The sequence below is a fragment of the Kribbella endophytica genome (assembly GCF_054781295.1).
Genome location: NZ_BAAGUR010000001.1, coordinates 1,114,788 through 1,134,049 on the forward strand (window position 1 = coordinate 1,114,788; position 19,262 = coordinate 1,134,049).

18 protein-coding genes are annotated in these 19,262 nt (G+C 69.8%); 6 read left to right on the forward strand and 12 right to left on the reverse strand.

Annotated elements, in window-relative coordinates; genetic code table 11:
• Window positions 1–29 precede the first annotated feature (29 nt).
• Window positions 30–638 (reverse strand): DUF4865 family protein, encoded by a 609-nt coding sequence (locus ACYVIO_RS05360; protein ID WP_460649518.1) that lies wholly within the window; start codon window positions 636–638, stop codon window positions 30–32.
• A 60-nt stretch (window positions 639–698) separates the two neighbouring features.
• Between ACYVIO_RS05360 and ACYVIO_RS05365 the strand changes: the two genes are divergently transcribed.
• Complete coding sequence (locus ACYVIO_RS05365; RefSeq protein WP_460649519.1) at window positions 699–1,571, forward strand: hypothetical protein; 873 nt, start codon at window positions 699–701, stop codon at window positions 1,569–1,571.
• Here the strand turns inward: ACYVIO_RS05365 and ACYVIO_RS05370 are convergent.
• From ACYVIO_RS05370 to ACYVIO_RS05380, 3 genes are all read right to left on the reverse strand, one after another.
• Entirely contained in the window at window positions 1,558–1,950 is a 393-nt protein-coding gene (locus ACYVIO_RS05370; RefSeq protein WP_460649520.1) for a GNAT family N-acetyltransferase, read from the reverse strand. The two genes, ACYVIO_RS05365 and ACYVIO_RS05370, sit on opposite strands and share 14 nt — an antisense overlap.
• Window positions 1,951–2,847, reverse strand: a complete 897-nt coding sequence (locus tag ACYVIO_RS05375) for a pyridoxal-phosphate dependent enzyme (protein WP_460649521.1) — start codon at window positions 2,845–2,847, stop codon at window positions 1,951–1,953.
• Window positions 2,848–2,952: 105 nt separating this feature from the next.
• A complete protein-coding gene (locus ACYVIO_RS05380) occupies window positions 2,953–3,312 on the reverse strand; it encodes a helix-turn-helix domain-containing protein (protein WP_460649522.1) in 360 nt (119 codons plus the stop codon).
• Window positions 3,313–3,438: 126 nt separating this feature from the next.
• Here ACYVIO_RS05380 and ACYVIO_RS05385 point away from each other — a divergent pair, with 126 nt between their 5' ends.
• A complete protein-coding gene (locus tag ACYVIO_RS05385; RefSeq protein WP_460649523.1) occupies window positions 3,439–4,011 on the forward strand; it encodes a ClpP family protease in 573 nt (190 codons plus the stop codon).
• A gap of 60 nt (window positions 4,012–4,071) precedes the next feature.
• Here the strand turns inward: ACYVIO_RS05385 and ACYVIO_RS05390 are convergent, their stop codons facing one another.
• Window positions 4,072–5,205: a trans-sulfuration enzyme family protein gene (locus tag ACYVIO_RS05390; protein ID WP_460649524.1), complete on the reverse strand. Its 1,134-nt coding sequence runs from the start codon at window positions 5,203–5,205 to the stop codon at window positions 4,072–4,074.
• A 137-nt stretch (window positions 5,206–5,342) separates the two neighbouring features.
• Between ACYVIO_RS05390 and ACYVIO_RS05395 the strand changes: the two genes are divergently transcribed.
• The gene (locus ACYVIO_RS05395) at window positions 5,343–5,831 is read left to right on the forward strand and encodes an Lrp/AsnC family transcriptional regulator (RefSeq protein ID WP_460649525.1); all 489 of its coding nucleotides are present in this window, start codon (window positions 5,343–5,345) and stop codon (window positions 5,829–5,831) included.
• A gap of 222 nt (window positions 5,832–6,053) precedes the next feature.
• Window positions 6,054–7,559: an alpha/beta hydrolase gene (locus ACYVIO_RS05400; RefSeq protein ID WP_460649526.1), complete on the forward strand. Its 1,506-nt coding sequence runs from the start codon at window positions 6,054–6,056 to the stop codon at window positions 7,557–7,559.
• 84 nt (window positions 7,560–7,643) lie between these two features.
• Here the strand turns inward: ACYVIO_RS05400 and ACYVIO_RS05405 are convergent, their stop codons facing one another.
• From ACYVIO_RS05405 to ACYVIO_RS05415, 3 genes are read right to left on the reverse strand one after another with little or no spacing between them, the layout of a single operon-like run.
• Entirely contained in the window at window positions 7,644–8,663 is a 1,020-nt protein-coding gene (locus ACYVIO_RS05405) for an LLM class flavin-dependent oxidoreductase (protein WP_460649527.1), read from the reverse strand.
• A 29-nt stretch (window positions 8,664–8,692) separates the two neighbouring features.
• Window positions 8,693–10,369: a right-handed parallel beta-helix repeat-containing protein gene (locus ACYVIO_RS05410; RefSeq protein WP_460649528.1), complete on the reverse strand. Its 1,677-nt coding sequence runs from the start codon at window positions 10,367–10,369 to the stop codon at window positions 8,693–8,695.
• A gap of 14 nt (window positions 10,370–10,383) precedes the next feature.
• A complete protein-coding gene (locus ACYVIO_RS05415) occupies window positions 10,384–10,908 on the reverse strand; it encodes an NADPH-dependent FMN reductase (RefSeq protein ID WP_460649529.1) in 525 nt (174 codons plus the stop codon).
• 153 nt (window positions 10,909–11,061) lie between these two features.
• Between ACYVIO_RS05415 and ACYVIO_RS05420 the strand changes: the two genes are divergently transcribed.
• Window positions 11,062–13,314, forward strand: coding sequence for a HelD family protein (locus ACYVIO_RS05420; RefSeq protein WP_460649530.1), 2,253 nt, complete (start codon window positions 11,062–11,064; stop codon window positions 13,312–13,314).
• Between the two features lie 179 nt (window positions 13,315–13,493).
• On the opposite strand, the gene ACYVIO_RS05425 is transcribed toward ACYVIO_RS05420, so the two are convergent.
• Together ACYVIO_RS05425 and ACYVIO_RS05430 are read right to left on the reverse strand one after the other, a co-directional pair.
• Complete coding sequence (locus tag ACYVIO_RS05425; RefSeq protein ID WP_460649531.1) at window positions 13,494–14,066, reverse strand: hypothetical protein; 573 nt, start codon at window positions 14,064–14,066, stop codon at window positions 13,494–13,496.
• Window positions 14,063–15,835 carry a histidinol-phosphatase gene (locus tag ACYVIO_RS05430; protein ID WP_460649532.1) on the reverse strand — a complete coding sequence of 591 codons (1,773 nt, stop codon included), beginning with the start codon at window positions 15,833–15,835 and terminating at the stop codon, window positions 14,063–14,065. The genes ACYVIO_RS05425 and ACYVIO_RS05430 overlap by 4 nt, the downstream gene beginning before the upstream one ends.
• Window positions 15,836–16,022: 187 nt before the next feature.
• Here ACYVIO_RS05430 and ACYVIO_RS05435 point away from each other — a divergent pair, with 187 nt between their 5' ends.
• Complete coding sequence (locus ACYVIO_RS05435) at window positions 16,023–16,649, forward strand: hypothetical protein (protein WP_460649533.1); 627 nt, start codon at window positions 16,023–16,025, stop codon at window positions 16,647–16,649.
• Here the strand turns inward: ACYVIO_RS05435 and ACYVIO_RS05440 are convergent.
• Window positions 16,643–17,782 carry an epoxide hydrolase family protein gene (locus ACYVIO_RS05440; RefSeq protein WP_460649534.1) on the reverse strand — a complete coding sequence of 380 codons (1,140 nt, stop codon included), beginning with the start codon at window positions 17,780–17,782 and terminating at the stop codon, window positions 16,643–16,645. The two genes, ACYVIO_RS05435 and ACYVIO_RS05440, sit on opposite strands and share 7 nt — an antisense overlap.
• A complete protein-coding gene (gene pdxR, locus ACYVIO_RS05445) occupies window positions 17,782–19,188 on the reverse strand; it encodes a MocR-like pyridoxine biosynthesis transcription factor PdxR (protein WP_460649535.1) in 1,407 nt (468 codons plus the stop codon). The genes ACYVIO_RS05440 and pdxR overlap by 1 nt, the downstream gene beginning before the upstream one ends.
• Between the last annotated feature and the right edge of the window lie 74 nt (window positions 19,189–19,262).

Consider the following 19,262-nt stretch of genomic DNA (forward strand, 5'->3'; position numbering starts at 1 on the left):
TATCTCATGCCTAGAAAATACCCGCGACCTCACCCGGCGAGAAGCTCTTTTGTCCCGGGTGTGGATAAGTGCAGCACCTGGTAGCGGGTCCCCGGCACGATCCCCGGCTCGCCGCTCCACAGCGTGAAGTGGACCAGCTCCCAGCGGGTCGGATCCACCGCGATCGCCGAGCTGTGCACCCCCGGCAGCTGAGCGACCGAGCGCAACGACTCGACAGCCTCCGCCACGGGACCGGTCGGATCCACGTCCGGCGGCAGCACGAGCGTGTTCCTCGTCGCCGCGACAGCCGGCTGGTCGACGTCCGGCCCGGGCAGCGAGTCCACGCCGGTCCAGTGCCGCACGCTCGGCCGACCGAACGACTGGCAGATCCCCGTGAAGAACCCGCCGCCCCACAGGAACCTCGCCATCCCGGCGGAGTCGTTCCACAGGTAGAACGGCGCGTACTGGTTCACCGCGGCCCCGTTCGCCTGGTCCTGGATCAGGTAGGCCTTCAGCCCCAACCCCTCGAAGTCGTCGGTCGCCGCGCCGCGCTCCACCACCCGGCGCCGGATGATCCCCATGTCGTAGTCCGCCGGCAAAGTCACCTCGTACTGCATCGCGTACACGGTCCGCTCCTTCTCGGTCGACGTCCTGAACATACTAGTAGGTACAGAGCTAATTAGCGCGCGCCCGTCCACACTTTCGGCCAGGCTTGGCCCATGACGAGCGATCGGATCTGGTCGAAGCTTCCCGCCGGGACCCGGGAGGCGCTGGTCGACGGGCTGAGTCCGTCCGACCTGCAGAGTGCGCTGCTGGACGTCAGCCGTGAGCGCGCGGGCAAGCTCGCGCCGGCCCGGGTGATGGACCGCTGGCGCAACGACCGCTTCGTCCAGCCGTCGCAGGCCGACCCGCGGGCGCTGGTCCGGACTCAGGCGCGCCTCTGGGACCTGCTGCCGGACCGGTTCGCCGGTGTCGAGCTGTCGCCGGTCACGCCGCTCGGCACGTGCTCGGCCGTGTCCACCATCCACCAGAACATGGTCCTGAGCACCATGCGGAACACCGAGGTCGCCAGCGATCCCACCAACGAGCTCGCGCTCGAGGCCGCCGTACGGCGACGTGCCGGTGCCGAGCGCGTCGACCTGGCGACCTGTCAGCGCGTGGTGCGCGCGCAGGTCAACGAGGCGCCGGGGATGTCCGCGCACTTCCAGCTGTTCGCGCTGGTGTCGTCGGCGCGGGACACCGGGTCGGGCCGCACGGAGGCGGAGCTGCTGCTGGATCACCTGCGCTACTGGTACGCCGTACTAGGTGAGCAGGCGGACTTCAGCTTCACCACGTTCGAGCCGAGTGCGGTCCGGGAGCGGATCGACGACACCGTACGGCCGGGGCTTCCGGTGAAGGTCGTGGAGGACACCGAGCGCACCAAGGGCGCCGGGTACTACTCCGGTACGGCGATCGGCGTCGGTGTCGCCGGCAACGAGCTGGGCGACGGTGGCTTCACCCGCTGGACCGCTGACCTGCTGGGCGACGCCAAGGAGCGCTGCCTGATCTCCTGCGTCTCCACCGAAGGCCTGACTGCGATCAGCGCAGCTTGAGCAGCCCGGCTTCGGTCGGTGTGAAGCCGCACGCGTCGAGGTAGAAGCTCTCGAGGTGCGGCTCGTAGTCGACGTGCAGCCACTCGCAGCCGGCCGCCCGCGACTCGTCGGCGGCCCGGGCCACCAGCTGTGAGCCGATCCCTTTGCGGCCGTGGTCCGGGTGGACGGCAGTGTCCAGGACGAACGCGTGGGCGCCGCCGTCCCAGCAGACCTGCACGAAGCCGACCAGCTCGTCGTTGTCGAAGGCACCGACCCAGGTGAGTGCGTGGCGCTCCAGGCGGGTAGCCCAGGGCTGGATCTCACCCGGTGCGCCAAAGGCCAACGAGTGAAGGGCCGAGAGCACCTGGTCGTCGACGGGGAATCGCACCCGCAGTTCCATCTAGCGGCCTTCCGTGCTGATCAGTACGACGGTGCTGTCGGCGGTCAGGTCGAGCTCGGCGCGTGCAGCGCGCAGTCCGGCCAGCGTGGCTGCTCCACTTGGACCGGACGAGATGCCCAACGCTGCAAGGTCTTCTGAGGCCTGCAGCGCTTCTGGGTCATCCACAGTGACCGACGCGTGGAGCCCGTCGCGCAGGACCGGCCAGGCGAGGCTGGACGGCGTACCGCAGTTCAGGCCGGCCATGACCGTGCTGCTGGTTTCCACAGTCACCAGGTGACCGGCCAACAGGCTGCTGGTGACGCAGGCGGCGCTGCTGGGCTCTACGCCGAGGACTGTGCTGCAGTGGGTGACTGCGGCTTGGGCGACTGAGCCGACGCCCATCGGTACGACGACCAGGTCGGCGTCGAGGTCGAGCTCGTGGAACAGGGTCGAGTAGCCGTCGACGATGAGCTGCGGGATCTCCTCGTAGCCGGGCCAGGCGGAGTCCTGGATCAGTAGGCGACCTGGGGTGATGGAGTCGGCAGCGGCGAGCACCGCGTCGTCGTACGAGGTGGGGAGGACGGTGACCTCGGCGCCCTCCGAGCGGATGGCGTCGATGGCTGCGGCGCTGACCACGTCGGGGATGAAGACGTGGGAGCGCAGGCCCAGCATGCGGGCTCGGCGGGCGACGGCGCGGCCGTGGTTGCCGTCGGTGGCGGTGACCAGGACCTCGGTGTCGGGCTGGAGGGCGCGGTGGATAGCCCACCAGGCGCCGAGCGCCTTGAAGGCGGGCAGGCCTAGGCGCTGGGACTCGTCCTTCACCAGCACCCGGCCTAGGCCGAGCTCATTTGCCAGGGTCGGTACGTCGTGGACCGGCGTGGGGGCGTAGTCGGCCAGGCTCTGGTGGAACGCCAGCACCTCGGCAGGCGCCGTACGCAGAGAGCCTGGCGAGGCAGGGACCGGCAGACCGGGAGCCGGGCCAGAGCCAGGAGCGTTCCCCCGGGCTGACCGGTACAGCACCGGCTACGCGACCAGGGCGAACGCCTGCGCGGTGGTCGAGTACGACTGCGGCGAGGAGGTCCCGATCCGGTGCGGAGCGGACTCCTGGACACGGATCGCCGCCGTCTGCAGGCGGACCGGCATCGTGGCCCGGACCGCGGTGGCAAGGTCGAACTGCACCTCGGCCAGCAGGTCGGACAGCTCCAGGTCGAGCGCCCGGCAGATCGCGGCCAGGATCTCCGACGAGGGCTCCTTGCGGCCGCGCTCGATCTCGGACAGGTACGGCACGGACACCTGGGCCACCTCGGCGAGCTCGCGCAGGGTGATCCCCCGCTCGCGCCGCAGCCGGCGGAAGACGTTCCCGATCACCTGGCGTAGCAGCACGTCTGGTCCTCCTCGGTTCAGTGGTTCCTGTACCGAGTGTGCCACCCCGGACGGGTCTGCGGTGGGCAGATCTGCCACGGGCAGATTCCCGGGACGCCCGGCCCCGCGGCGGTCACGCTGGGAGACATGAGCGAGAACCAGCGAACCACCGACCTCGACCAGCACATCTACCAGCGCCTGCTCTGGCAGCGCATCATCGTCCTGCGCGACGAGATCAAGGACGAGAACGCCAACGCGCTGTGCGCCCAGCTGGTGCTGCTGAACGCGGAGGACCCGAAGGCGGAGATCTCGCTCTACATCAACTCCCCCGGCGGCTCGGTGTCGGCCGGGCTGGCGATCCTCGACACGATGAACTTCATCAGCAACGAGGTCTCGACGTACGCGATGGGCCTGGTCGCGTCGATGGGACAGGTCCTGCTGGCCTGCGGTACGCCGGGCAAGCGGTTCAGCCTGCCGCACGCGCGGATCATGATGCACCAGCCGTCCGGCGGGATGGGCGGGACGGCCAGTGACATCAAGACCCAGGCGGAGCAGTCGCTGCTGGCCAAGAAGCAGCTGGCGCAGCTGCTGGCCGACCGGACCGGGCAGTCGGTGGAGCGGATCACCGAGGACTTCGACCGGGACAGGTGGTTCACGCCGGAGCAGGCGCTCGACTACGGCATCGTCGACCGGGTGCTGACCCAGCCGGTCAGCGTCTGAGCCAGGTGGACGTCGTACTGGCCGGAGCCCGCTCCCCTGAGTGCGGGCTCCGGGGCTGTGTCAGGCCAACGCCTGCGCGAGGTCGTTGACCAGATCCTCGGGGTCCTCCAGGCCGATGCTGAGGCGGAGCAGGTCCTGGTCGGGCTTGGCCTCGGCTGCGACCAGGCGGTGGGTCAGCGCGGCCGGGTGCTGGATCAACGTGTCCACACCGCCCAGTGAGACCGCGTGGGTGATCAGCTCGAGCCTGGCGAGCAGCTGGTCGGCCCGGCTCGTCCGGAACGCCAGTACGGCGCCCGGCCCCTTCTGCTGCCGTCCGACCAGTCCGCGCGGATCGCACTCGGGCAGGCCGGGGTAGTAGACCTTGTCCACAGCCGGGTGGGTGCTCAGCCAGTCAGCCACCTTCGCGGCGCCGGCCTGCTGAGCGCGGACGCGGACCGGCAGCGTCTGCAGTCCGCGGTGCAGCTCGTACGCCGCCAGCGGGTAGAGCAGCGCCCCGGTCACCGCACGCAGCTGCCGGATCCTGGCGACCCACTCCGCTGGGCCCGCGACCAGTCCGCCCATCAGGTCTCCGTGGCCACCCAGGTACTTGGTCGCCGAATGCAGCACGAGCGTGGCGCCGTGCTGCGCGGGCTGCTGGAGTACGGGTGTCGCGAACGTGTTGTCCACAGCCACCGGTACGCCGGACGCCTGGCGGACCACGTCGGCGATGTCGACGAGCTCGACCGTCGGGTTGGCCGGGGTCTCGATGAGCACGAGCCCGGTGTCGGGGCGGAGCGCATCGGCGACGGTGTCGGGGGTCGCCCAGCTGACCGTCGTACCGAGCAAGCCTGTGGACAACAGGTGGTCCGAGCCGCCGTACAGGGGTCGGACGGCGACGACGTGCGGCTTGCCGCCGGCGACTGTGGCGAGCAGGACCGCGGTGAGCGCGGCCATGCCGGTGCTGAAGGCAACTGCGCCGTCGCAGGCCTCCAGCTCGGCCAGAGCGGTCTCGAGGCGGGCGACGTTCGGGTTCCACAGCCGCTGGTAGACGAGGCTGCCGCCGGCCGGGTCGCTGCCGGTCGCCAGGCGGTCGTACGCCGCGCCGCCCGCCTGCAGGTCGGTCAGCGGGTACGTCGTACTGAGGTCGATCGGGGGGACGTGCACGCCGAGTGCGGTCAGGTCGTCGCGGCCGGCGTGCACTGCACGGGTGTCCATCGTGGCCTCCTTCGGTCCGTCTGCGGTGCGGCCACTGTGGAATCTTCTGCGAGTTTGGGGCAAGAGTTCCGAAGAAAATTCGTCCACAGGTCTATCCACACGCTGTGGATTCTGTGGATGGCCCTTACAGTGAGGTCATGCCGAAGGATCGCCGGAGCCCCGGACCGGCCCCCCGGCCGGTCCCCGCGGGACTCGACGAGGTCGACCTGGAGCTCGTCCGGCTGCTCACCGCGGACGGCCGGATGCCGAACACCGCGCTCGCCGAGGCGACCGGGATCGCCCCGTCGACCTGCCTGGCGCGCGTCCGCGCGCTGCGCGACCGCGGCGTGATCCGCGGATTCCACGCGGACGTCGACCTGGCCGCGCTCGGGCGCCCGCTGCAGGCGATGGTGGCGATCCGGATCGGAGCCCACTCCCGCGACGAGATCGACCGCTTCCGCGCGATGGTCCCGCGGCTACCCGGCGTCCTGTCGCTCTTCCACGTCAGCGGCGCCAACGACTACCTGCTGCACGTGGCAGCCGAATCTCCCGACGCGCTCCGCGACTTCGTGCTCGACCATCTGACGGCGGATCCCGCGGTGGTCCACGCCGAAACCAGCCTGATCTTCGAGCACGTCAGAACCTGACCTGTGGATAACTCTCCTCAGTCCGCATCCGCTTCACGCAGGTGCCCCTTCATTCGTCACTCGCCGTAGCCGGCCCTGTCATCCCTTCGGAGACTCGCCGGTCATCCGATCGAAGGCGGAACGGGGACCGATGGTGCTGTCGCCCGGGTACCGCCGCGCCGAAGACTGGCTGCATCGTGACCGTTTCGGCGCCGGCGAGCGCCTCTGTGGAGGAAAATCAGAATGCGAAGAACCCTGAAACCTGTTCTTGCCGCTGTCGCGGTGGCGGCGGTCGCCGTACCGGCCTTGGCGCAGGTAGCGACGCCCGAGGTCTCAGCGGCGAGCACGCCGACCGCGACCACCAAGGCCCCGGCGAGCACCCTGAAGTGGGCTCCGTGCCCGGCGGACCTCGACCAGTTCGTGCCGCTGGAGTGCTCGACGCTCGACGTACCACTGGACTACCAGAAGCCGAACGGCCGTCAGATCGAGATCTCGATCTCCCGGCTGGCGTCCAAGGACCCGTCGCAGCGCCGCGGCATCCTGCTGACCAATCCGGGCGGTCCCGCCTCGCCGGGGCTCAACTACCCGTCGTCCATGGTCCAGTACGGACTGTCGAAGGGGCTGCAGAACGCCTACGACATCATCGGCATGGACCCCCGCGGCGTCGGCCGCAGCACGCCGGTGACCTGTGACTCCACGCCGGCCCAGCAGGTCGCCGGCGCCTGGCCGAGTTACGCGACCAAACCGTCCGATGTCGTCCGGGAGGCCAAGTACGCGCAGACCGTGGCCAAGCAGTGCGCCACCTCGAAGACCGCGTCGCTGCTCCCGCACATCACGACCGCGAACACCGCGCGGGACATGGACCGGGTCCGGGTGGCCCTGGGTGAGAAGAAGGCTTCCTACCTCGGCGCCTCGTACGGCAGCTACCTGGGTGCGGTGTACACGACCCTGTTCAAGAAGACCACCGACCGGGTCGTGCTCGACAGCATCATGACCCCGCAGGGTTACACCGCCGAGCAGATGCGGCTGTTCGGCCGTGGGCTCGAGGACCGTTTCCCGGACTTCGCGAAGTGGGCCGCCAAACACCCTGAGTACAACCTGGGCAGCACGCCGCAGCAGGTTCGGGCGAAGTACTTCGAGCTCGCGAAGCAGCTGAAGGCAGAACCGGTCCCGGGCATGGACGAGCGGACCTTCCGCGCGACCACGTTCGGCTACCTGTACGCGGCCGACGACCTGGCGATGCCCGCGATCGCCAAGATCTGGCAGCTGGTCGACAACAACCAGCCAGTCCCGGTCCAGCCGGCTGAGGGCGCCGACAACGCACTGTCCGCGCGGCTGTACGTGGTCTGCGGCGACTCGCAGTGGCCGACCTCGATCCGGCACTACCAGCGTGCCGTCGTGATCGACCGGATCAAGTACCCGATGCTGGGTGGCTCGACGGCCAACATCAGCCCGTGTGCGTTCTGGCCCGGCAAGCACGCCGAGCCGCCGGTGAAGATCACCGACCGTGGACCGTCGAACATTCTCCTGGTCCAGAACGAGCGTGACCCGGGCACGCCGCTGGCCAGTGCCCAGCAGATGCGTAAGGCGCTCGGGCAGCGGGCCACGATGGTGACCGTCGACGGAGCGGGACACGGCATATACCCGAACAGTCCCAACACCTGCGGGAAGAACACGGTGGACGACTTCCTGATCCGCGGAGAGCGTCCGGCTCAGGATCTCGCCTGCGCGGCGGTTCCCAGCAAGTAGCCGACACACCGAGTACCGGCGCGGGCCGGCTCGACACCGTCTCGCGGTGGTCCACGCACCTGTGGACCACCGCGAGAGTCGTGTTCAGCGGGGTTTGAGGCCCCAGGCTTCCGCGAGGAGCGTGAAGGAGTGGCGGCGTTCCGCCGGGTCGTGGATGGCTGTGGTGATGATCAGCTCGTCGGCGCCGGACTGGTTGGCTCGGCGGCCTAGGTCGGCGGCTACCTGGTCGGGGGTGCCGACCGAGACGACGTTGGTCCACTCCTCGACGGCGGCCTTCTCGCCCTCGGACCACGGGTAGGCGGCGGCTTCCTCGGGGGACGGGAGGGGGCCGGGGCGGCCGGAGCGGAGGCGGAGCATGGAGAGGGCGTTGGCCTGGGCCAGCTGCTGGGCGCGTTCTTCGGTTTCGGCGACGATCGCGGCCAGGGCGAGGATCGCGTGGGGCTCGGATTGCTCGGGCGACGGCTGGAAGATTTCCTTGTACTTGCCGATCACGCCGGCGGGGTCGAGCGTGCCGAAGTGGCCGGCGTACGCGAAGCCGGTGCCGAGGATCGCGGCGGCCTGGCCGCCGTACGTGCTGGAGCCGAGGATCCAGACCGGGGGCAGCGGTACGTCGGACGGCTGCGCGGTGATCGGGGCGAAGGGGTGGTCCGCGGGGAAGCCCTCGGCGTACGCGCGCATCTCGGCGTACTGGTCGGGGAAGTCGTCGGCCGCGAGCGCCTCGCGGCTGCGGCGCAGCGCCAGCGCGGTGCGCTGATCGGTGCCGGGCGCGCGGCCGATGCCGAGGTCGATCCGGCCGGGGTGCAGGCCTGCCAGGACGCGGAAGGTCTCGGCGACCTTCAGCGGGGAGTGGTTCGGGAGCATGATGCCGCCGGAGCCGACGCGGATCGTCGAGGTGACGGCGGCGACGGCCGCGATCATCACCTCGGGCGTGGAGCTCGCGACGCTCGGGATGTTGTGGTGCTCGGCCAGCCAGAAGCGGCTGTAGCCGGCCGCCTCGGCGGTCTTCGCCAGTTCCAGCGTCTCGTGCAACGCCTCCGACGGCTTGGTCCCGGTCGGCACGGGAGACAGGTCGAGCACGGACAGCGGCATCACTTCACTCGTCACGTACAACCCCAACCGGCCGGTCCACCGAGCTATTCCACCGACACGTCGGTACACCCGGTGAAGGTGTACGACGGCTTGCCGCCAACCACCCGGTTGCCGGTGAAGACCAGCCCGCCGACGCTCTTCGCGCGCAGGACCTCACCGTCGCCGGTCAGCTGGAACTCGTTGTCCTCGATCCGTACGCCGCGGTGCACCGGCTCGCCCTCGACCTGGTTGGTCGGGTCGAACCAGATCACCGGCGTCGCCGGCCGCAGGAACTGGTTGCCCCGGACGACGAGATCGCGCACCGGCCCCGACTCGTACCACTGGTGCGCGTCGGCCGACACGTAGATGCTCGCCATGCTCATCCCGTCGAACACGTTGTCCTCGATCACGCTGCTCCCCCGCGTCGTGAGCAGGACGCCGCGGGTCGGGATGTTGCGGAAGGTGTTGCCGGCGATCCGCACGGACGGCGTGTAGGTGAGGTTCTCGACGACGTACCCACCAGGGACGACAACCTCCGGTACGGCGCGGTCGAGCGTGATCATCATCGTGGTCAGCGGTTTGCTGCTGTCGACACCCGTCGGGCCGTCGACCCTGGTGACCGTCGCCTGGCCGACGCCGACCATCGTCAGCTTGTCGACGAGCTCGACGACGTCGCCGGGGTGGAACTGTGGAAAACCCGCCGTCTCGTCGTGCATGTACCGCAGGTTCAGCTGGTCGCGCGAGCGGGCGACGACCTCGACGTACGTGCCGTGCACGTTGATCGGGTCGTCGTGCGCGCCGTCGAACAGGTTGCCCGTGATCGTCACCGTGCCGCGCACACCCGACATCTGCAGGATGTCCGCGAACGCCGCTGTACTGCGTCCGATCGAGCGGTTGGCGTGGAACTCGTTGTCCGTCACCGTGAGGTCCGTGCTGAGCTGTCCGACGATGCCGAAGCCGTGCAGGTAGCCGGCCTTCAGGTTCGTGACCGTGACCTGTGAGGACTCCCAGATGAAGCCGGCCGCGGTGTCGCGGGTGGGTTCGCGGAGCTGGTAGACGAGGCCCTCGTCCTCAGGATCCACGGCGTCGGAGTAGTCGACGCGCACGCGGTGATCGCCGAGATCGGTCAGCGCAGAGACGTCGGTGAAGAGCGGGTTCGGCCCGCGCCAGGTGCGCTGGGTCGCCGGGTCGTGCAGCTGGGAGTACCACATCTCGTCGGTGGTGTGGCTCCAGTACGGCGTACCGGTGGCTGGGCTGGTCTCGCCATGGAAAGCGAGCTGACCAGGTGAAACGACATAAGGATTACCCGGCGGAATGCTGAGGACCCGGTACGCCGGACCGGTCTCCGCGACGGTCACGTCGACGACCTTCGGCGCCGAGGTGTCGAAGGCGAAGTTGCTGATCGTCACACGCTCGGACCGGACGACGGCGAACAGGCCCATCAGGCCGTGCAGCTGGAACGTCGAACCGTCGCCGTCGATCGTCAGATCGGCTAAGTCCTCGATCAGGAACGCGAAGCGCTTGAGCCGGTGGGCCTGGTCGGCGCCGACCGTGTTGGAGATGTAGAACTCCCGCTCGACCGCGTGCTCGGGATAGAGCTGGTAGGTGCCGCGCGGGAAGAGGAGGCGGACCGGGCCGCTCAGCGTCTTCACGTGGGCCAGCGCGTCGACGACGGCCGGGGTGCTGTCCTGAAGGCCGCCAAGGTCCGCGCCGAACGCGGTGACGTCGACTACGTGGGTCACAAGGGTCTAGCTAATCAGGCGGGGTACGGCGTCGTGCTGCGGGCATCGCGGAGAGCTCGAGCCCACCAGGCGAGCTGGTCGAGCAGAGCCGTAGCGGCCGCGGCGGTGGCCAGGTCGTCGAGCTCCTCGGGGTCGTTGGAGCCCGGGTACTGCTGGAAGCTGAGCGTCTCGCGGACCGTGACGGCGTGCAGTTCGCCGAAGACAAGGCGCAGCTGCTCGGCGGCGCGCAGCCCGCGCGAGCGGCCGCCGTACACGACGAAGCCGATCGGTTTGCCGTACCAGGGCTCGCGGACGGAGTCGATCGCGGTCTTCAGGTCGCCGGGGTAGGCGTGGTTGTACTCCGGCGCGAGGATGACGACCGCGTCGGCGTCGGCGATGCGGGGCCGCAGGTCAGCCGTGGCGGACAGGTCGACGAGGTCGAGCTTGAAGTCGTCCCGGCTCTCCACCTGCCGGCTGAACCAGGTCATCAGCGCCCGGCAGAACGGACTGGCCTCCGCGCTGCGGACGAGGAGGGCGAGGCGGAGCGGATGAACGGTCACGTCTTCGGACGGTAATACCTCAACACGACTTGAGGTCAAGCCCGTCCACAGAGCGACCCCTGGCGGAAAGGGTGGAATGCGCTAAAATCGAGGATTTGTGGGATCAACCAGAATTGTTCTGGGAACCGACCTGCGGCATTTTATCACAAGGGGTTGGAATTGCAGAATCCGGTCCAGGCTGAACAGTTTCACCTGACGAAGTTCTACGCGGCGCTGGACCGCGAACGCGTCCAGGCCGAGGCCCGCCGCGAGGGCGAGCAGGTGGCCGGCACGCGGAACGCGCAGGCTCTGCACCAGCGCGATGGGCGGGTCCGCGATCTGAACGCGCGGCTGGCCCGGCTGAACGCTGCCGAGGAGGGCCTGTACTTCGGCCGCCTCGACGACAGCGACGGCGAGGTGCTGCACCTCGGCCGGATCGGGCTGCACGACGAGGACTACGAGCCGCTGCTCGTCGACTGGCGTGCGCCTGCGGCCCGCCCGTTCTACGTGGCAACGGCAGTGCACAACCAGGGCGTCGTGCGGCGTCGGCACATCCAGAGCCGGCTGCGCAAGGTCGTCGACGTGCAGGACGAGCAGCTCGATCTCGGCCGGACGGCGGAGGGCGAGTCGCGGCTCGGCACGGGCGTGATGGGCGAGGCCGTCCTGCTGAAGGCGCTCGAGGCCCGGCGTACCGGCACGATGGAGTCGATCGTCCAGACGATCCAGGCCGACCAGGACCGGATCATCCGCTCCGAGCTGCCCGGAGTCCTGGTCGTTCAAGGCGGTCCGGGAACGGGAAAGACCGCGATCGCATTGCACCGCGCGGCCTATCTTCTGTACACGCATCGTGACCAGCTGGAAAAGCGCGGAATTCTCGTCGTCGGGCCGAATCCGACGTTCTTGAAGTTCATCGGGCAGGTGCTTCCGTCGCTGGGTGAGGACGGTGTTCGTCTCGTCACACTGGCCGAGCTGTACCCCGGTCTGACCGCGACGCGGCCGGAGTCCGCGGAGGCGGGCGAGGTGAAGGGCCGCGCGGTGATGGCCGAGGTGATCGCCCAGGCGGTCGCGAACCGGCAGTGGGTTCCGTCGAAGCCGCTCGAGGTGACCGTCGACCGGACCGTCCTGAGACTCGACCCGGTGGTCGCCGAGGACGCCCGAGAGCGGGCGCGCGAACGGCGGCTGACGCACAACCAGGCTCGGCCGTTCTTCCTGACCGAGATCGTGGACGCGCTCACCGACCAGTACGCCGAGATCATCGGCGCCGACCCGCTCGGAGGGGAGAACCTGCTCGACGAGTACGACCTGGCCGAGCTCCGCAAAGAGGTGATCGCCGAGCCCGCCGTACAGGAGCTGCTGCATCGTCTCTGGCCGAATCTGAGTCCTCGCGAGCTGCTGGTCGATCTGTACGGCGACGAGCGGCGCCTGGCGGAGGCGGCTCCGCAGCTGAGCGAGCTGGATCGCGAGCACCTGCTCCGGTACGGCGACGACTGGAGCCCTGCCGACGTACCGCTGCTCGACGAAGCGGCGGAGTTGCTCGGCGACGACGGGCAGGAGGCGGCCCGGCTGAAGGCGGAGCGGGCTCGCGCGATTGCTTATGCGCAGGGGTCTCTCGACGTGCTGAGTGGATCGGGGTCGACGGACTTCGACGAGGACGACGAGTCGGAGGTGCTGACCGCGCGGGACATCCTGGACGCGGAGGCGCTGGCCGAGCGGTACGAGGCGGACGACGACCGGACGCTGGCCGAGCGGGCCGCGGTCGATCGGCGGTGGACGTACGGGCACGTGATCGTCGACGAGGCGCAGGAGCTGTCTCCGATGGCGTGGCGGGCGATCGCGCGGCGGTGCCCGTTGCGCTCGATGACGCTGGTCGGCGATGTCGCGCAGACGAGCGCGGCCGGCGGCGGGACGAGCTGGCGGCAGGCGCTGGCGTCGACCTTCGGCGACCGCTGGCGGCTGGCCGAGCTGACGATGAACTACCGGACGCCGGCCGAGGTGATGGAGCTCGCCGGGCACGTGCTCCAACTGGTGGATCCAACGGCGAAGGCGCCGGAGTCGGTGCGGTCGACCGGGGTGAAGCCGTGGCATGTGGACGTCGTACCGGCTGAGCAGGCGGCGTACGTGAGCAAGGTCGCCGGCGAAGAGGTCCAGCACGGGCAGGTCGGGGTGATCACCTCACGCCTGCGGCTGGAACTCGTGCAGGAGGCAGTCGGCGATCTGCCCGACGTGACGGTGCTGACGGTGGCCGGCGCGAAGGGCCTCGAGTTCGACTCGGTCCTGGTGGTCGATCCGGAGGGCATCATGCTCGAGTCGCCGCGAGGCCTGCGAGACCTGTACGTCGCACTGACGCGCTGCACGCAGCGCCTCGGAGTGATCGGCGAACTACCCGAGGTGCTCGCGGAGTCGGACGCCTGGGACGTCCGCCGCTGAGCTGTTTCCAAGCGGTACGCGGAGTGCCAGTGTCGAAAGATGAGGAAGCCACTCAGGTGTCTTCTCGGCTTACACACATGGAGAACCGAGCGCAACGAGGAAGGCCAGCGCTATCAGCTGTGTCTGAAGTGCGGCACCAGCCGCGACAAGCTCTCGCTGAACGACTTCGGCGGTGGGTTCTAGTGGTCGGCGCAGCACTTCTGCTGGTGCTCAGCCTCGAAGGGGATGAGGACTCCGCCGGCTGCGGGCTGGACCTGGAGGATGATTTGGCCTTCGCGGCGGAGGGGGCGGACGAAGTCGCGGGTGTCGATGACGGTGTCGTCGGTGATCGGCAGGCCGCCTACGGCCTCGACGTAGTCGATGCCGGCTTTGGTGCGGAGATCCGCGGCTGTCTGTACGCCGTACGCGTGCTCGCGGCCGGGCCAGCGGACGAGGCGGCCGGTGCCCAGGGCGGTCTCGACCGCGGCGACGTACGCGCCGCGGACGAGGTTGCTCGGGCCGGCCAGGTCGGGCGCGGTCGCGCCCGGGTGGGTGAAGGCCGAGCCCGCGCCGTGGTCGGTGCACCAGGCGCGGACGTGGTCCTCGAGCTCGTCCGTCGGCGCGGTGATGGAGACGGCGAGGTGCGGCGTCTCGCCCCCGGTGATCATGTGCGTGCACGCGATCACCGGGGTCGGCACCGGGCCGAGCAGTTCGTGCAGAACGTGCTCGGCCGCGGCGGTGTCGCGGCTGCCCGCGTCGACGGCGATGATCACTTCTTCGGAAGGATCCAGATCGGGTTCGTGTAGAACCACAGGTCCGCCCACGGGTCGGCGTCGCCGACCACGTCGAGCTGCGGGCCCGCGGGGTCGATCGCCGTACCGAGGTAGCCCGGCTGGCTGCGGTTGCCGTCGGTGCCGCGGACGCGGACGTAGAACGGCTCCTCGGCCTTGCCCAGCGGCAGGACCAGCTCGAACGTGCCGCGCTTGCCCGAGGTGTCCCACTGCCGGACGACCTTGGTGTCCGGAGCGGTGAACGTGTCGCGGTTGCTGACCGTGCCCTTGACCGCACCGCGGATCGCGTCGACCCGGTTCAGCTTCGGCACGAAGTTCGACCAGTTCGGCATCGTCTGGGTGGTGATCCGGACGACCAGCTCGACCGCGCGGCCCCGCCGTACGGTCAGGGCGCCGCCGAGCGGTTCGCCGTACCGCTGGCCGACCTCACGGACCTCGACCTCGACGCCCTTGGCGAGCATGCCGTGGTCGACCCACATCCGGCCGGCCCGCAGGCCTTCCATCACCGACAGGTAGTCGCGGCGGTCGGCGCCGACGTGGGTGCGGCTGTAGTAGCCGGGGAAGAAGTCGGCGGCGGTCCGGTTCACCGTGCCGCTGTAGACGGGGTCCATGTAGCGCCCGTCGCGGTCGAACTGCGCCTGGTCCGAACCGTCGGGACGGCGGGAGGTCTCGTTCCAGTTCACGTGGCTGTCGGAGTTCGCGCTGACCCACCACGGCTTGCCCTCGGCGAGCAGGCTGTCCCACAGACCACCGACGGTCGCGGTCATCCAGTCGAAGCCGCCCCAGGTCCGGTACGACTCGGCCGGGTAGCCGGGGAACGAGTTCGCGCTCGGGGCGTTGCCGTAGAGCCCGCGGGCCCCGCCGGCACCGATCGCGGCGGGCAGGCCACCGGCCTGGTGGCCCGGCGCGCCCTCGAAGCCGACGGCGATCCGCGGGTCGGCGTCGCGCCAGTTGCGGATCTCGTGCGGGCTGTCGATGCCGTTGCGCGCGGGGTGGTTGGCCAGGAACAGCGCGTCCTGGACCCGGCGGCGGTCGACCTGCTGGCCGAGCCACTGGATGCCGGCGACGGCGAGCTGCTCGTTGGCCGGGGTGTTGCCGCCGGCGTTCTTCACGCTGCCGTCGTAGCTGTTCTCGAACTGCTTGAGCACCTCGACCTCGCGGCTGCCCGGCGCGACGAAGACGGTGCCGTGCTCGGCGGCCGGGATGTTCCACTCCAGGCCCTGGAAGATCAGCGTGTTCTTCAGCTCGGTCCGGGCAGCCTTGATCTGCGGGTTCACCAGGTCGACGCCGATCCGGGCGTGGGTCGCGCCGCCGTGGTCGGTGATCACCAGCCAGTCCAGCCCGTACGCCGTGGCGTGGCGGGCCTGGTCGATCACCCGGTACATGCCGTCCGAGCTCAGCTGGGTGTGGATGTGGTGGTCACCGGCCAGCCAGACGTTCGGGCGCTTGTGCTGCTGGAAGATCCAGCCCGGGACGTTCTTCGGCGCCGCGGCGGCGGCCGCCTGCGCACCGGTGACGGCCAGCGCCGCCGTACCGCCGAGGATGCCGGCCGAGCGCAGCAGCGACCGGCGGCTCACCTCCGTCGGCGAGAGGTCGGTGTCCGGGATCGACTCGTCCAGCGCGGCCAGGGTCGCGGCGTCCAGCTCGGTGTTCGGGTGGTGGTGGTCATGGTCGTGCCCGTTTCCATGGCCGTGACCGTGCCCATGTCCGTGCCCGTGTCCATGGCCGTCGTGGTCGTGCGAGTGTCCCATCGTGCGTCCTCTCGGATGGCGGAATCCGCCGGGATCATCGCCTTTCTTCATGACGTGAAGGTGTTCTCCCGATGAACCGTCGGCACCACTGGTTGCCCTGTCTCCCTTGTTTTGCGACCATGTCGCGTTTGCCCAAACCCATGGACATCCCGGCGCCGGGTGGCTTCACTGGGAGCAGGGGGAAATCATGGGGAACTCGGGCACACGCTTCTCGGCCGGCAGCGCGTTCCTGGCCGCCGTCGCGGGGATCACCGCCGGGCTCGTCGCCGTACTGGTCACGGGCGTCGTCGTACTGGCGATGCACCGGCCCGAGCCCAGCGGCCCGCGGGTCCAGGCCGTCGCGCCCGCCCGGGTCGTCCAGCCGACGCCCGTCCCGACCGTGCCGCTGACGCCGCGGCCGACCTCGACCGAGGTGTCGGTCAAGGCGTTCGGGGACGTCCGGGAGCTGCCGGTGGGGCTGGTGTGCCGGGACCTGAAGCAGCGTGGGTACCCGTACGCCGCCGCCGTCGACTACTGGCGGATCCAGGGTCAGCCCCGGCGATTGGATGCCGACCGCAACGGAGTCCCCTGCGAGCCGGAGTACGCGCGCGCCGACGTCGGGAAGTACTGGCAGGGCCGCAAGGTGAGCACGCTGGACTCGGTCCCGGACGGCCTGCTGTGCCGCGATCTGGCCGAGCTCGGGTCGTCGTACGGGGAAGCCGTGACCTACTGGTGGTACTCGGGGATGCCCGACCGGCTGGACGCTGACGGCGACGGGGTGCCGTGCGAGCAGGTGTACCCCGCGGCGCAGGTCGAGGCGTTCTGGCGTCAGTGAGCGCGGAGCGGCCGGCAGAAGGTGCGGAGGTCCTCGACCAGGAGCGTCGGGACTTCGAGGGCGGCGAAGTGGCCGCCTCGGGGGTGCTCGGTCCAGTGGGTGAGGTGGTGGGTGCGCGTGAGGATGTGGCGCATCGCCGGGTCGGTGGGGAAGACGGCGACGCCGGTGGGGATTCCGGACTTGGTCAATGGACTGCTGGGTTCGCCGTAGAGGCTGGCCGACGTGGCGCTGGTGTTGGTGAACCAGTAGAGGCAGACGTCGGTGAGGACGTGGTCGAGGGCGAAGTCCGTCAACGGGTGCGCCGGGTCGGACCAGTCGTGGAACTTCTCCAGGATCCAGGCGAGCTGGCCGACCGGTGAGTCGCTCAGGGCGAAGGAGAGCGTCTGCGGCTTGGTCCCCTGGAGTTCCGCGTACGCCGTACCGGTCGCTCGGACGTGGTCGGCGAACGTGAGCTTGGCCTGGTCGGTCGGGCTGAGGCCGTCGAAGTCGCCCGGGCGATAGCCGGGGTCGGTGGACGGGTGAGCGAGGCCGCCGTTGAGGTGAACGCCGACGACGTGGTCGGGGGCGACCTGGCCGAGCAGTGGGGAGACGACCGAGCCGGTGTCGCCGCCTTGGGCGACGTACCAGTCGTAGCCGAGGCGGGCCATCAGGGTCGCCCAGGCGCGGGCGATGCGGAGGTGGTTCCAGCCGACGTCCTTGAGGGGGACGGAGAAGCCGTGGCCGGGGACCGAGGGAGCGACGACGTGGAAGGCATCGGCGGGGTCGCCGCCGTACGCCGTGGGATCGGTGAGCGGGCCGATGATGTCGAGGAACTCGGCGACCGAGCCGGGCCAGCCGTGGGTGAGGATCAGCGGGAGCGCGTCCGGCTCAGGTGAGCGGACGTGCAGGAAGTGGATCGGCTGGCCCTCGATCGTGGTGGTGAACTGCGGGAAGGCGTTGAGGCGGGCCTCCCACTCGCGCCAGTCGTAGTCATCGAGCCAGTGCTCGACGACCTGGCGGAGGTACCGGACCGGGACGCCACGGGACCAGTCGTCGGCAGCGGGGAGTCCGCGCGGCCAGCGGGTCTGCGCGAGGCGGGTGCGGAGGTCGTCGAGCTCGCTCTGCGGGACGGCGATCCGGAAGCTGTCGATCATCACCGGAGAGTGCCCACCGCGTCGGTGAGCAAATCGATGCCCTCGGCAACCGCCTGCTCGCTGAGGCTGCCGTAGCCGAAGACCAGGCCCGGTGGGCCGGGTGGGGTGAACCAGTACGGCGTGAGCGGGTAGACGCCGACGTCGCGGGCGCGAGCTGCCTCGGCGACCGCCTCGGCCGGGAGGTCGGGCGGGAGCCAGGTGAGCAGGTGGAGTCCGGCGGAGACGCCGACCGGTTTGAAGTCGGGGAGCCGGTCGGACAGCTGCGTGACCAGGAGATCGCGGAGGTTCCGGTAGCGCGGGCGCATCCGGCGCAGGTGCCGGTCGAACTCGCCGCGGGCGATGAAGTCGGCGAAGGTCAGCTGGTCCAGGACCGACGAGCCGCGGTCGTCCGTCAGCTTGGCGGCGGAGAGCGGCTCGACCACGGAGTCCGGGAGGATCAGCCAGCCGAGGCGGAGGCCGGGCGCGAGCGTTTTGCTCGCCGTACCGGCGTAGACGACGCGGTCGGGGGCCAGGCCCTGGATGGCGCCGATCGGTTCGCGGTCGTAGCGGTACTCGGCGTCGTAGTCGTCCTCGAGGATCAGCGCGTTCCGGCGTACGGCCCACTCGACCAGCGCGGCGCGGGTCTCGGGCGACGCGACCGCGCCGATCGGCATCTGGTGGGCGGCGGTGACCAGGACGAGGTCCGCGCCGGAGCGGTCGAGGGCTTCGACGTCCACGCCGGAGTCGAGAACCGGTACGCCGACGACCTCCAGGCCGGCCGTGACCGCGACGTCGCGCAGGTCGTAGTCGGACGGGTCCTCGAGCGCGATCCTCCGGTACCCGGCCGCGGCGAGAACCTGGAAGAGCAGCCGGGAGCCCTGAGCGAAACCGTGGCAGATCAGCATGTTCTCCGGGCGGGCCGACGTACCGCGGACGCGGTTGAGGTAGTCGGCGAGGGCCTCGCGGAGGTCGGGCGAGCCCTGGCCGCTCAAGTAGGAGAAGGTGCGGTGCGGCGTCTCGTTCAGAACCCGGCGGACGGATCGCAACCAGGCCGCGCGCGGGAACTGGGTGACGTCGGGGCGGCTGTACTTGAAGTCGATCCTCGGCGGACCGGCCGGCTTGTGGTTGGCGCGGGTCGCCGGTTGAGCGCGAGCCGTCTGGGCGACCTGGGTGTAGCCGCCGGTGCGACTGACCAGGTACCCCTCGGCGACGAGCTGTTGATAGGCCTCGACGACGACTCCGCGGGACAGGCCGAGGTCGTTGGCGAGCGCGCGGGAGGACGGCAGTACGGCGTCCGCGCGCAGCAGGCCTTCGCGGATCCGCTCGCGAATCCCGGTCTCCAACTGCTGGTGCAAGGGCACGGCGCTGCTGCGCTGGATCTCGACCAGCAGCTCACCGGTACCGGAACCGGTCCTCGAACGGCTCATGGAATTGGACCTTATCCGGGCGGTGGGGCGCTGTCAGGGTGAATGCATCAGCACTTGTGGACAAGGAGACCTGC

Coding starts and splice junctions, on each gene's coding strand:
- ACYVIO_RS05395 (WP_460649525.1), top strand. CDS start 5,343: ATGCCGAAGGATCGCCGGAGCCCCGGACCGGCCCCCCGGCCGGTCCCC.
- ACYVIO_RS05430 (WP_460649532.1), bottom strand. CDS start 15,835: ATGGGACACTCGCACGACCACGACGGCCATGGACACGGGCACGGACAT.
- pdxR (WP_460649535.1), bottom strand. CDS start 19,188: ATGAGCCGTTCGAGGACCGGTTCCGGTACCGGTGAGCTGCTGGTCGAG.
- ACYVIO_RS05385 (WP_460649523.1), top strand. CDS start 3,439: ATGAGCGAGAACCAGCGAACCACCGACCTCGACCAGCACATCTACCAG.
- ACYVIO_RS05440 (WP_460649534.1), bottom strand. CDS start 17,782: ATGATCGACAGCTTCCGGATCGCCGTCCCGCAGAGCGAGCTCGACGAC.
- ACYVIO_RS05390 (WP_460649524.1), bottom strand. CDS start 5,205: ATGGACACCCGTGCAGTGCACGCCGGCCGCGACGACCTGACCGCACTC.
- ACYVIO_RS05360 (WP_460649518.1), bottom strand. CDS start 638: ATGTTCAGGACGTCGACCGAGAAGGAGCGGACCGTGTACGCGATGCAG.
- ACYVIO_RS05435 (WP_460649533.1), top strand. CDS start 16,023: ATGGGGAACTCGGGCACACGCTTCTCGGCCGGCAGCGCGTTCCTGGCC.
- ACYVIO_RS05370 (WP_460649520.1), bottom strand. CDS start 1,950: ATGGAACTGCGGGTGCGATTCCCCGTCGACGACCAGGTGCTCTCGGCC.
- ACYVIO_RS05365 (WP_460649519.1), top strand. CDS start 699: ATGACGAGCGATCGGATCTGGTCGAAGCTTCCCGCCGGGACCCGGGAG.
- ACYVIO_RS05400 (WP_460649526.1), top strand. CDS start 6,054: ATGCGAAGAACCCTGAAACCTGTTCTTGCCGCTGTCGCGGTGGCGGCG.